At 62.9% G+C, this 12,490-nt stretch carries 9 protein-coding genes; 4 read left to right on the top strand and 5 right to left on the bottom strand.

Features of this window, described 5'->3' with window-relative positions:
- The first annotated feature begins 38 nt into the window (after window positions 1-38).
- Complete coding sequence (locus AO692_RS25550; protein WP_054312877.1) at window positions 39-1,376, top strand: MFS transporter; 1,338 nt, start codon at window positions 39-41, stop codon at window positions 1,374-1,376.
- Between the two features lie 18 nt (window positions 1,377-1,394).
- Window positions 1,395-3,173, top strand: coding sequence for a gamma-glutamyltransferase (locus tag AO692_RS25555; protein ID WP_054312878.1), 1,779 nt, complete (start codon window positions 1,395-1,397; stop codon window positions 3,171-3,173).
- A gap of 51 nt (window positions 3,174-3,224) precedes the next feature.
- On the opposite strand, the gene AO692_RS25560 is transcribed toward AO692_RS25555, so the two are convergent.
- The 4 genes from AO692_RS25560 to AO692_RS25575 form a co-directional block, all read right to left on the bottom strand.
- Window positions 3,225-4,115: an alpha/beta hydrolase gene (locus AO692_RS25560; protein ID WP_054312879.1), complete on the bottom strand. Its 891-nt coding sequence runs from the start codon at window positions 4,113-4,115 to the stop codon at window positions 3,225-3,227.
- A gap of 213 nt (window positions 4,116-4,328) precedes the next feature.
- Complete coding sequence (locus AO692_RS25565) at window positions 4,329-4,661, bottom strand: hypothetical protein (RefSeq protein ID WP_054312880.1); 333 nt, start codon at window positions 4,659-4,661, stop codon at window positions 4,329-4,331.
- Between the two features lie 359 nt (window positions 4,662-5,020).
- Window positions 5,021-6,274: an MFS transporter gene (locus AO692_RS25570; protein ID WP_054312881.1), complete on the bottom strand. Its 1,254-nt coding sequence runs from the start codon at window positions 6,272-6,274 to the stop codon at window positions 5,021-5,023.
- A gap of 52 nt (window positions 6,275-6,326) precedes the next feature.
- Window positions 6,327-6,938, bottom strand: coding sequence for a TetR/AcrR family transcriptional regulator (locus AO692_RS25575; protein ID WP_054312882.1), 612 nt, complete (start codon window positions 6,936-6,938; stop codon window positions 6,327-6,329).
- Between the two features lie 338 nt (window positions 6,939-7,276).
- Between AO692_RS25575 and AO692_RS25580 the strand changes: the two genes are divergently transcribed.
- Together AO692_RS25580 and AO692_RS25585 are read left to right on the top strand one after the other, a co-directional pair.
- The gene (locus AO692_RS25580) at window positions 7,277-8,386 is read left to right on the top strand and encodes an efflux RND transporter periplasmic adaptor subunit (protein WP_054312883.1); all 1,110 of its coding nucleotides are present in this window, start codon (window positions 7,277-7,279) and stop codon (window positions 8,384-8,386) included.
- Window positions 8,387-8,436: 50 nt separating this feature from the next.
- Complete coding sequence (locus AO692_RS25585; RefSeq protein ID WP_054312884.1) at window positions 8,437-11,532, top strand: efflux RND transporter permease subunit; 3,096 nt, start codon at window positions 8,437-8,439, stop codon at window positions 11,530-11,532.
- Between the two features lie 110 nt (window positions 11,533-11,642).
- Here the strand turns inward: AO692_RS25585 and AO692_RS25590 are convergent, their stop codons facing one another.
- Window positions 11,643-12,467 (bottom strand): hypothetical protein, encoded by an 825-nt coding sequence (locus AO692_RS25590; RefSeq protein WP_054312885.1) that lies wholly within the window; start codon window positions 12,465-12,467, stop codon window positions 11,643-11,645.
- Window positions 12,468-12,490: the final 23 nt, after the last annotated feature.

The raw sequence follows: 12,490 nt of genomic DNA on the forward strand, positions 1-12,490 counted from the left end.
TTTGCCAAAACGTTTTATCAAATCCTGGGAGGATTTTTATGACGGCTCGTGCAGCCACCCAATCCGCATTGCCATCCGAGAAGGTCAATGCCGTGCCGCCGATGCGGGTCGCAATGGCAAGTCTGATCGGCACGGCAGTCGAGTGGTACGACTTTTTCCTGTTCGGGATCTGCGCCGCGCTGGTCTTTCCGCATGTGTTCTTCCCCGAAGCCGACCAAACCACGGCCCTTCTCGCCTCGTTCGGGACGTTCGGGGTCGCCTTCCTTGCAAGGCCGCTCGGAGCCGCCTTGTTCGGGCATTTCGGAGACACGGTCGGACGCAAGGCGGCTCTCGTCACCACCCTTCTTCTGATGGGGATCGCCACCTTTCTCATCGGTCTCGTTCCCGGATATGCCACGATCGGCGTGTGGGGAGCGGTGATCCTGGTGATCCTCCGTCTCGCCCAGGGCGTGGCCATCGGCGGCGAATGGGGCGGCGCAGCACTGATGGCGATCGAACATTCTCCGAAGGGCAAGCGCGGCTTCTTCGGCGCGTTCAGCCAGATCGGCAATCCGATCGGCTTTTTCCTGTGCAACGCCGTGCTGCAGGTCGTCATTTTCCTGACCAGCGAAGCCGCGTTCCTGGAATGGGGATGGCGCATCGGCTTTCTGATGAGCGGAGTGCTGGTCGTTTTCGGTCTTTATGTGCGTCTGACCGTGACCGAATCGAAGGTCTTCCTCGAGACCAAGCAATCCGAAGCCAATGCCAGGAAGAAGAGCATCCCGTTTTCCGTTCTCTTTCGCGACCACTTCAAGGTGCTGGCGCTGACCGTGCTGTTGCAGGCAGCCTTTTCATTCGGCGCCTATGCGCTGATTTCATTCTACGGCGCCTACACCAAGGGCACTTTGCACCTTCCAGCCAGTTGGGTGCTGATTTCCGGCATGATCGGCGCCGTCGCCAGCATCCCGGCATATTTCTTCTTCGCCACGCTCTCCGACCGGATTGGCCGAAAGGCCGTCTATGTGATCGGACTGCTGGGCTGGCTCGTGATCGCATTCCCCTTCTACTGGCTCATCAACACCCAGACCCTGGCGGGCATGATCGTCGCCAGCATCCTTGCCTGGGCAGTTGGACATGCAGGCACCTATGCGGTGCAGTCCAGCTATCTCGCCGAGGCGTTTCCGACCGAGATCCGCTACACCGGCGTTTCGGTCAGCTACCAGCTTGCTTCGGTGATTTGGAGCGGGCCGTCGAGCTTCATCGCCGTCTGGCTCTTTTCGAGCTTCGGGACGATCTATGCCGTGTCGGCGTTCGTCGCGGTCGGCGCGCTGCTGAGCCTCCTCAGTCTTATCAGCCTCAGGGAAACCTATCAGTCCGAGCTGAGCCCAAAATCCTGACGAAGGAGCGAGCGAACGATGTCTGTATCCAAGCAATCCATCACCAAGCAAAGCGCCAGCGGCCGCAAGGGCTCGGTTTCGGCCGCGAGGCAACAAAGCGCCGATGCCGGGATTGCCATGCTCGAACTGGGCGGCAATGCGGTGGATGCCGCGGTCGCCGCAGGTCTGGTCGCCGGGGTCATCGAACCGATGGAGACCACGCTGGCCGGATCCGGTTTCATGCTGGTCCATTCGCCAGAGGAGCGAAAGACCTTCTCCGTGGAATTCGCGCCCCGCGCGCCAGGCGCCGCATCCCCCGGCATGTACCGTATCGATACGAGCAGGAGCACGGATCGTGGCCTGGGGATCTCCACCGTTGTCGATGACGAGAACCTGGAAGGCATCAAGGCTGCTGGCGTGCCGGCGACTCTGTCGGGCCTGATAAAAGGACATGAGCGGTTCGGGAAATTGCCGCTCAGGACAGTCGTCGAGCCCGCAATCGCGGTTGCCAGGGATGGATTTCCGGCGGATTCCTACTTCGCGCTCGAGGTTCTGGCCAATCTCGCAGCCCTTCGCCGCAATCCGGGGGCGAGCGAGGTCTTTCTGTCGGATGGCGACCCGATCCCGGTTGCCCATCTGGGCGAAACCAGTCTCGGAACGCCTCCGATGGTCAAGCAGGCACGGCTTGCAGAGACGCTCGCGATGATTGCCGAAGATGGCATAACAGCTCTCACCCACGGCGCGATCGGCGACAACCTCGTCGAGACAGCCCAAGAACTGGGAGGACTTCTCTCCAGAGACGACCTGCGCGAGGAAACGACGCGCATTGTCGAGGCACGGCGCCTCCGGTTCCGCGACCATGATGTCTGGGGGCCGAGTGCGCCTTGCGGCACACTCACGCAGTTTCAGATGCTCAAGCTCTGGGAGCGCCTGTTTCCGACCGGCGGGCCGCAGTCGGATACCGACGAGCGGCTGCAGCGTCTGGCCGATGTCAGCTGGCATGCTTTCGCCGACCGCTATCATTGGCTGGCGGATCCGGATTTCGTGCCGGTGCCAGAGCACGGTCTATTGTCCGACGCCTATATCGACGAAATCGCAACGCTGATCGAAACCGAGGCACCTGCACCCCGGAGCCTGCCGGGCGATCCATCGCCATGGGAGATGTTCGCCGGCATCGCGGCCCATGACCCGTGGGCGCATGACAGCTCCCGGAGGCGACGGCAGGAGTGGATAGCGGCCGGTTCGACCGAACCGACATCCGGCACGACACACGTCTCGGTCATCGATGCCCAGGGAATGGCGGTTTCGCTGACGCACACGGCCGCCAATCACTTCGGCAGCAAAGTGGTCTGTCGTCGGACCGGGCTGCTCTTCGACGGAGCCATGGGATGGTTCAACGCGCGCCCGAACGCAGCCAACAGCATTGCCGGCCTCAAACGGCCGCTCGCCAACATGGCTCCAATGATCCTGACGAAAGACAGCGAGGCCCGGGCCGCGCTGGGAGCGCCCGGCGGACGCCGGATCATAAGTGCCGTTGTCCAGTTGGCGATCAACATCATCGAAAGGCGCATGAATGCCGAAGGCAGCGTCCTTGCGGCCCGGATCGACGCCAGCGGACCGGCGATCCTCGTGTCGGAACGTCTGGCGCATAACGTCAGGCATTGGGACCAGAAAAGATATCCTACGCGGCTTGTCGAAGAGCAGTTCGCGCCATTCGGCTACGAGTTAGCGCGGCCTGCCATCGTGCTCCGGAGCCCGGAGGGCGTGATATCGGGCGCGACCGATCCTTTTACAAAGGGATATTCATCGGCGATCTAGGGGGCTTCCGGGGCCGGAGAGCATTCTCTGCCCGGTCGGCTTCCAGGAGTCTCACGGCGCGTCCAGAAACCCGTTCAAGGACTTCGCCACCTTCTCGGGAAACTCCCAGAACATGTTGTGGCCGGCGCCGGCAAAGGCTTCGAATTTCGCGGCTGGATAGGCCTTCTTCAAAGCGTCCTGATGCTTGCTGTCGAAGAGCTGGTCCTGGTCGCCCCAGAAGATCATCATCGGCGCCTTGATGGTCGGTGCCAGGCTGCTGAAGTCATAGGCAGACAGCCCCCACATGACGCCGTGCCAGACCTGGATCGGAACCCCGGCGCTCTCGGCTCGCTCGCGGTCGATATAGTCCATGTCCACTGGATTGGGGTTCCAGTACCAGTCGGTCATGAACTTGCCATTCGGGTCGATAGGTGCCTGCAGCGGCATGATGTTGTCCCACAGCCAGGAACCTGGCCCGCCGCCCGGCTTCAGCGAAGACGAGACCAGAACCAGGTGATCGACCTTCTCGGGATGGGTCGCCGCCAGCATCTGCGCGGTCATCGATCCCAGCGAGTGTCCGACGACGTCAGCTTTCTTCACGCCCACGGCGTCTAGGAAGAGCGATGCGTCGTTTGCCAGGTCGGTGATGGCGTAGCAGCAATCCGGTGCGCTCGACTTTCCGTGGCCGCGCAGGTCGATGGCGAACACATGCCTCGATTTCAGATAGGGTGCCAGCAGCGACCAGCTGCGGCTGTTGTCGGTATAGCCGTGGATAAGCAGCAGCGGCTTGCCGGTCGTGTCGCCCATCTCGACATAGGCGATCTTCTGGCCGTTCGGCAGATCGATGCTTTTCTTCGCGCCTGCCCATTCGGCCTGGCTCGGAGCTGGTATCTCCTCCGCAACAGCCACGACAGGCACTGCCAGCAACAACACGGCCAAGGCCAAGCTGCGAATGGAACGCATCCCCTATCCTCCTCTATTTTCGGGAAGAATGCTGACAATCGCGGCCACGCCCTATGCCGCTGGCGACATTGACGGTCGCACACGGCGTGCCTCTGCGGCGTATCGCCAATTCACTCCGCCGCATGCCACAGGTCGGGGCTGCCTTGTGCTGCCGAAAGCTGACTGGAATGTGCAAACCTTTTGGCTCAGCCCGCAATGCCGCGGGGGGCGCTCTCACATCCGATACGCGATTGCGGTCGCCTCCAGTCCAGGCAGCAGGCCGCAGCGGTCGAGCAATCCGGTCTGCGCATATTTCACCTTGTAGACGCCGGAAGCTCCAATTGCCGCTGCTTCATCCTGCAGGGCTTTCAACGCGTCGGCACTCGAAGGCGTCGGAGCAATAAAGCTGTCAGCGCAAATCATGGCGCTCACCCGCTGCATGATCGATGCGTGCAGCGGCAGGTCTGGTGCGACCGTGACATTCGCGCCGCTGCCGACAACGCGCGACGGAGACGCGCAGCCAACCAGAACCAGGGCAATTGCGATACAAGCTACAGCAACGCGCATGAGGCCATCCTTCCGCAATGCCATATCTATACAGATACGAGAGCGATTGGGTAATCGGTCTTGGCTCGCCTGCCAGGAGCAGCACAATGAATAGGATGATCTGAGGGAATGAGCTGATTTTGAGGCCGGGAACCGGCAGGCGCTACCCGTCGCAGCACTAGCCCTATCCACAATCCTGAAAAAAGCAAAGCCCGTCTGCTCTTTTGTAGGCGTATGCCTGCAGACGGGCCTGCCCTCGTACGACGATGCATCCCCGCACGAATAGAGCACGGCGACGATATCGCTCTGATCGGGCAATGAAATTATACTTTGTGGCAATGCCTGGCAGAACAGAAATCGGCGAACCGGGGAGAACTGGACTAATCCTGTTTCACCGTCTTACCGGAGAGGTCCGCCGTCACTCCGCGCAGACCCGACATGCCGGTTGCTGCGAGCGCGCAGGACAGGAGCAGGCTCGAACAGGCGATCAGCACGACGGTCGAGCCGAAGGCATCCAATGCGGCACCTGTGATCAATGCCGCCAGCGGCGCACCGAGCAGCACGAGGCTCATCGAGATGCCGATGACATTGGCGCGCAGGTCCTTCGGCACGCTCGACTGCAGCAACGTCGCAAAGACCGGCGACAAAGGTCCGGCTGCAATGCCCAGCATCGCACCGGAGGCGATCATGATCGGCGCGGAACGTCCAAACAGCAACAATGCGACGCCGGCGGAGAGCCCGGCAAAGGCCACGCTGAAGATGCCGCGCAGTGACGGCGCCTGGCTGGCGAAGGCCAAGGCGACATTGGATGCGATAGCGCCTGCCGAAGCCGCGGCCAGGAACATGCCGAGCAAGGCTGCCGATCTCCCTTCCATGCGCAGGATTGCCGGCAGGGCAATGCTCTCGACGGCAACGAACACGCTGGTGCCGATGCCGGCCAGGATGAGGGCGGAACGCAAGGCCGGCTGGCCGAAGATGAAGCCGAGCCCCGCCTTCATCTGACCCAATGTCGACCCGGCGATGCGGCGCAACCGGAAACGCGGCAGGCTTGCCGCCACCAGCATGGCGGCAAGCAGATTGATCCCGGCGATGATCCACAACAGCACCGTCGTGCTGGTGACTGCGACCAGGAAAGCCGCGATCGCCGGCCCGGCTATCGCTGCACCATTGTCGACCAGATCGTCGATCGCATTGGCGCGGATCAGCGGCAGGCGCGCCAACCGGGCGATCTCCGGCACACGTGCCTCAATGGCAATGCCGCCGGGCCCGTCCAGGACGGCGCCAAGCAAGGCGAGCGTCGCCAGCACTCCGATGGTGAGCAGGCCGGCATCGTGGGCAGCGGCCGCGGCAACAGCCGCGGCCGCTCCCATCGCCACCGAGACCAGCGCCATGCGGCGGATGCCAACCTTTTCGGCAATGATGCCGCCGAAGGCCGAGCCGAAGATGGCCGGGAACAGCGTCAGCGCCGCGATGATGCCCATCCAGCTCGCGTTGCCCGACAAATCGTAGACCAGCCAGGGATAGACCACCGCGGTGATCGCGTTGGCGAGATTGACGGTGACGCTGGCAGCCTGGAGCCCGGTATAGGGCCATATGGTGCGCGCCGGGCGCAGTGCCTTTGGATCGTCTGCCATGGTGATGAACGGTTGCCTTGCAGCAGCGCGACCGCATAGCGCCTCGGATGTTTCAGGTCGTCGGCGCCGCGCCTGGCCGCAGGAAGCGCGTGATGAGGAGCCGCAGCATCGGCCGCTGCTCCAGGGGGTTGAAACCGGGATCGATGGCGACACGGCTGAAGACGCCGTCGATCAGTGCGGCTATCCAGCGGGCACTGTCGGCCGGGTCGAGCGTCGGATCGACCTGGCCGCGGGCAGCCGCGTTGCGCAGAAGCGTGTTCAGGGACACCTGCAGTTCGTTGTCGTTCTTGGTGACGAGCTTGCCGATCTCTTCGTCGCGCATTGCTTCGGCCGCGATCTCCAATGCCAGCTTGAGATAGGTGGGATCGGAAGCAAGCTCGAGCACGATGTCCATGAAGTCGAGCAGTTCGGCAAACAGGTCCGCCGACTGCACCGTGCCTTCGAAATAGTCGGCGGTCTGGCGTCGCTCCTCTTCGACGATGGCGGCGATGATCGCCTGCTTGTTCGGGAAATAATAGAAAAGATTCCCCGGGCTCATGCCGGCCTCGGCGCAGATCTCGGCGGTCGAGGTGCGATGGAATCCCTTGACCGCGAAACAGGTGACGGCTGCCTGCAATATCTGCTGGCGCTTCGCCTCATGCTTCTCGGGGTCGACCTTGCGCATACCGCCTCAATTCCGCCTTTTTATTTTTAGACTGCTCAGTCTAATAAATGGCGATATGTGCCCGTGTCAACGCAGAAACCATCACATTTCCGCGCATTGACATTCGGCTGAGTCGTTAATTAGATCGACTAGTCTAATAATTTAATAAGCGGCAGGGACGCCGCAGATATAGGCGAATAGGACCCATGCGTTACGTTTCTCGCTTTGCCGGAGCGTTTCCGTTTTCCACGGAAACGCGGAAACGCTCTCGCTTTTTGGTTTTACGCAATTCCGGACGGAAAACCGCTTCGCACTTTTCCTGGAATTGCTTCAGGGCAGCGGCGGCATCCATTTTTATCGTGGCGGCGGGCACCGGACCGCTGCTGGCCGAAGGGGCCGCGGCATCGGCCCGGGCGGATCTTTCCCAGCGCACCGTCTCGACTTTCATCGCGGAACGGCAGCCAGCCGAATGGACATTGACCTTTACCGGCGTTCTGGTGGCGCGCGACGAGATCGCTGTCGGAACGTCCTTGCAGGATCAGCGCATCGCTTCAGTCGAGGTGGAAGTCGGCGAGCACGTCAAGGCCGGCCAGGTGCTGGTCCAGCTGGAGACCGCGATGCTGGAGAACAAGCTGCGCGAAGCGGAAGGCCGCGTAGCGCGCAGCAAAGCCTCCCTTGCCCAGCAGGAGGCAACGCTGGCGCAAGCCCAGTCGGCGTACGAACGCGCCGAGCGTCTGAGAATGACCCGGACGATCTCCGAGCAGGCTTATGAGGATCGCGCCTCGGCCGTTGCGGTAGCGAGGCAAGGCGTTGCCGTGCAGCGGGCGGAGAATGCCGAGGCACAGGCACAGCGCGCCGAGGCTAAGCGACAACTGGAACGCGCAGCCATTCGCGCGCCCGCCGACGGTGTCGTTTCGGAACGCCTGGCCCGCGCCGGCGCGCAGGCCGGTGCCGAGCCTTTGATCCGCCTCATACGCGATGGCGCGGTCGAGTTCGCCGCCGAGGTTCCGGAAGCCGACCTGCCCGCATTGGCTATCGGCCAGCCGGTCAAGGTGAAGCTTGCCGGCCGTACCGTTGAGGTCAGTGGCAAGGTGCGCATCGTTGCCCCGAAGATCGACCGCGAAACCCGGCTGGGATCGGCGCAGATCACGCTCGACACCACGGAGCCGCTGTTTGTCGGAGCCTTCGGCAGGGCCGAAGTGATCTTCGCCAAACGCGAGGCCATCGTCGTCGCCGACAGCGCGCTGGTCTACGGACGCGGCACCGACGATTGCGCCGTCTTCGTCGTCAGTGACGGCCGCGTGCAGCGTCGCCCGGTCGAAACGGGCCTGCGCAGGAGCGGCAGGGTCGAGATCCGCACTGGCCTCGAGCCCGGCGAACGGATTGTCGCCAAGGCGGGTGCAGCCCTGCGCGAGGGCGACGCCGTGACCGCCGTCGACCTGGTGCAGGCCGGCAGCGTCAAGAAATGACAGGCCCCGAAAATCGAGATCGATTTTCGGAAGGACCACCGAGTTAAAAAATGCACACCAGCAACATTTCCGCCTGGGCGATCCGCAAGCCGGTCCCCACCATTGTCCTGTTCATCGTGCTGACCTTCGCGGGTCTCGCCGCCTTCATGCGGCTGCCGATCAACGCCAACCCCAACGTCACCTTCCCGATCGTGACGGTCACGGTGACGCAGTCGAGCGCCGCCCCGGCAGAACTGGAGACGCAGGTTACCAGGCGCGTCGAAGGTGCGGCGTCCGGCCTTGCGGGCGTCAACCACATCAAGTCGACCATCACGACCGGCTCCTCCACCACCGAGGTGGAATTCAAGATCGGCACCGATCCCGACCGCGCCACCAATGACGTGCGCGAGGCGATCCAGCAGATCCGCTCGGACCTGCCGCAATCGATCCAGGAACCGGTGATTGCGCGCGTCGACGTCGATGGCAGCGCCATCCTCTACTACACGGTCAGGGCGCCGCGCATGACGCCGGTCGAACTGTCGTGGTTCGTCGACGACACCATCAACCGCGAACTGCTTGCCGTCAGCGGCGTCCAGAAAGTGCAGCGGCTGGGCGGCGTCGCCCGCGAAATCCGCGTCTCGCTCGACCCCGACAAGATGCTGGCACTGGGCGTGACCGCCGACCAGGTCAATTCCGCCCTGCGCGACATCAATGCCAACATTCCAGGCGGCCGCGGCACCATCGGCGGACGCGAGCAGTCGATCCGCGCGCTTGGCAGCGTCAAGACGGTGGAGGAGCTGGCGCAGCTTTCCGTGCCGCTGCCGGACAAGCGCTGGGTGAAACTGGCCGACATTGCGACCGTCACCGACAGTTCGGCGGAGCCGCGCTTCTTCGCGCGGCAAGACGGCGAGTCCACCGTCGGTTTCTCCGTGTCGCGCGGCAAGGGCTACAGTGACACCACCGTCGCCGACGCCACCCGTGCCCGCATCGCTGAAATCCAGGCGCGCTCGCCGGATATCGAGATCAAGGAACTGATCTCGACGGTCCAGTACACGATGGAAAGCTATGATGCGGCCTCCACCGCGCTGGTGGAAGGCGCGGTGCTGACGGTCATCGTGGTGTTCCTGTTCCTGCGCAACTGGCGCGCCACCATGATCTCGGCGCTGGCAATGCCGCTTTCCATCCTGCCGACCTTCGCGGCGATGGATTTGCTCGGCTTCACGCTGAACTCGATCAGCCTGCTGGCACTGACGCTGGTCATCGGCATCCTCGTTGACGACGCCATTGTCGAGATCGAGAACATCGAGCGCCACATCCATATGGGCAAACGGCCCTATATCGCTTCGATCGAGGCCGCAGACGCCATCGGGCTGGCGGTGGTCGCCACCACGCTGACCATCGTCGCCATCTTCGCGCCGGTGAGCTTCATCGGCGGCGCTGTCGGACAATATTTCAAGCAGTTCGGCCTGACGGTCGCCATTGCCGTGCTGTTCTCGCTTCTGGTCGCGCGCCTGCTCACGCCGCTGATGGCCGCCTATCTGATGCAGCCAGCGAAACACATCGACCATGACGCGAAACCGTCCAGGATCTCGACCGGCTACACCGCCCTGCTCGCCTGGACGCTCGACCACCGCAAGACCGCGCTCGCCATCGTGGCGGTGATCTTCGCAGGCTCGGTCGCGCTGCTCACCATGCTGCCAACCGGCTTCCTGCCAACCAGCGACGGCAACCTTTCGCAGGTGAAGGTTACGTTGCCGCCCGGCACCCGCCTCAACGAGACCGAAAGCGTGACCGACGGCATCGTCAAACAACTGCTGGCCAGGCCGGAAGTGGAAACGGTGCTGGTGACGTCCGAGAACGTGAACCAGGCGAATTTCCTGATCCGGCTGACGCCACGCAGCGAGCGCAACGAGGACCGTAAGGGGTTTGAGGCGGCGGTGCGGTCGATCTTTGCGACGACGCCGGATATCCAGTTCACCTTCCTGTCGGACGGTGGCGGCAAGGAGGTCGCGATCAACCTTGTCGGCGAGGATACTCAGGTGCTGTCGGATGCGGCGCGCAAGCTCGAAATGGAAATGCGCGGCCTTCCTCAGCTCGCCAACGTGCTGTCGAGCGAGCCGCCGCTGGCGCCGGAACTGGTGGTGAAGCCTCGGCCGGACGAGGCCGCCCGCCTTGGCGTATCGTCGATGGCGCTCGGAACCGTCGCCCGTATCGCAACGCTCGGCGAGATCGATTCAGCCTCGGCGCAGTTCAATCTCGGCAATCGCCAGGTGCCGATCCGCGTGCTGCTGGACAGCTCCGCCCGGGCGGACCTGGAAGCGCTGCGCAAGCTGCGCGTCGGCACGTCGGGCGGCAAGATGGTGCCGCTCACTTCGGTGGCCGACATCAGCTTCGGTGCCGAGGAAGGCCAGATCGAGCGCCTCGACCGCAAGCGCCAGGTCGCCATCGAAGCCAATCTCGACAACAATGCCACGCTCGGCACCGCTATGGCGGCGATCATGGAGTTGCCGGCCTACAAGCAGCTGCCGGCCGGCGTCAGCCTCAAGGAGTATGGCGACACCGAATCCATGGCCGAGATGTTTCGCAACTTCGCGCTCGCGGTGCTGGCGGGCGTGCTCATGGTGATTGCCGTGCTGGTCCTTTTGTTCAAGGATTTCCTGCAGCCGGTGACGATCCTGATCGCGCTGTCGCTGGGCGGCGCGGCGCTGGCGCTGCTCATCGCCGGCTCCGCGCTCGACCTGTCGTCGGTCATCGGCATCCTGATGCTGATGGGCATCGTCGGCAAGAACTCGATCCTGCTGGTCGACTATGCGATCGAAGCCAGGCGTGGGGGCCTCGACCGGCGCGCAGCTCTGATGAAGGCCGGCACGACCCGCGCACGGCCGATCATCATGACGACGATCGCCATGGTGGCCGGCATGGCGCCGGCGGCCATCGGTGTCGGCGCCGATGCCGGCTTCCGCGCACCCATGGCAATCGCGGTGATCGGCGGCCTGATCACCTCGACGCTGCTGTCGCTGGTGTTCGTGCCGGTGATGTTCACCGTCATGGACGACCTGAACGGATGGCTGGCACGCAGGCTGCGGCCGCTGACCTCAGTCACCGACGCCGATCGCGCCGCCGGGGAACTGCTTGCCGCAAAGCAGGCCGAGATGCCGAACCCCTAAGCCCCCTGCCGGGTTTGGCCGGGGTGCGGGGGGGTAATCGCCTCCCCTGCGCCCCTTTTTGGTTTGCGCACTCTATCTAAAGGCAGCGAAGAGCTGCGATAACCAGGAGATCATAGCTTGCCATAGGCTGTTTTCGCATTGGCAATCAGAGCCGCGATCTCGGGATCTGGCTTTGATGGATCAAAGAACTGATCGCGGATCGGCGGACCGTTGATCTCTCGCCACCTGTTCAGATCATCACGCAGCCGCCATTGCGGGCCCTGCAGCGAATATCCGCTCGAAGCACTCGGCATGAAGTCAACGATAACTACCTCGCGCAGATCAACGAAACGGAGACCAACAATATCGGCCTTTTCACATTCGGTCCGCACCCCGTCATCGACCAAGAAGCCAAACGGGATAACATCTGTTGCCTCGAACCAGCGTGGCAGTTTCGGCTGGAGGACAATGCTCTGCGCACAGGCGACTACTGTCCGACCCCGTAGCGTCTGGATCCGATTCGGACCTGCCAATTCCGGGTGGATCGCTCCGCCGATATCCATGCAAGACAGGTCACAGGCCGGTCGCCGGTCGCGGATCTGGCAGAAACTCATTTTCCGCGTCGAATTCGACTGCCCGTCTTCATGCACCATCTCGACGGGATGAACGCGAAGCCCGCTCGGAATATGATGCTCAAGAAGCCCGATCAATCTCTCTGAGGCGAGGAAGCCATCATAGATCGGATAGAAATCGAGATCGATCCGCCTCTCGCGTGAGGTGTACCACAGCGGGCCGTCAAAGACGTAGCGAAACTCAGCTTCGCTCCAATGGTTGTCGCGGGGCTCGCCATCGAGATCGGTGTAGCGACGAAGCTGCACAGGGGCGAGACGCCCCCTCAGAAACGGCGGAACGCGACGGTCATGATCCGCGCTGTAGGTCAGGATGTGATAAAACACCAGCGTCCATCCACGCTCGCGAT

Source organism: Mesorhizobium sp. 1M-11 (genome assembly GCF_001303895.1).
Classification (GTDB): domain Bacteria; phylum Pseudomonadota; class Alphaproteobacteria; order Rhizobiales; family Rhizobiaceae; genus Mesorhizobium.

What these genes read in the sequence shown, in the direction of transcription:
- AO692_RS25555 (WP_054312878.1), top strand. Translation starts at nt 1,395, where the DNA reads ATGTCTGTATCCAAGCAATCCATCACCAAGCAAAGCGCCAGCGGCCGC.
- AO692_RS25565 (WP_054312880.1), bottom strand. Translation starts at nt 4,661, where the DNA reads ATGCGCGTTGCTGTAGCTTGTATCGCAATTGCCCTGGTTCTGGTTGGC.
- AO692_RS25585 (WP_054312884.1), top strand. Translation starts at nt 8,437, where the DNA reads ATGCACACCAGCAACATTTCCGCCTGGGCGATCCGCAAGCCGGTCCCC.
- AO692_RS25550 (WP_054312877.1), top strand. Translation starts at nt 39, where the DNA reads ATGACGGCTCGTGCAGCCACCCAATCCGCATTGCCATCCGAGAAGGTC.
- AO692_RS25575 (WP_054312882.1), bottom strand. Translation starts at nt 6,938, where the DNA reads ATGCGCAAGGTCGACCCCGAGAAGCATGAGGCGAAGCGCCAGCAGATA.
- AO692_RS25570 (WP_054312881.1), bottom strand. Translation starts at nt 6,274, where the DNA reads ATGGCAGACGATCCAAAGGCACTGCGCCCGGCGCGCACCATATGGCCC.
- AO692_RS25560 (WP_054312879.1), bottom strand. Translation starts at nt 4,115, where the DNA reads ATGCGTTCCATTCGCAGCTTGGCCTTGGCCGTGTTGTTGCTGGCAGTG.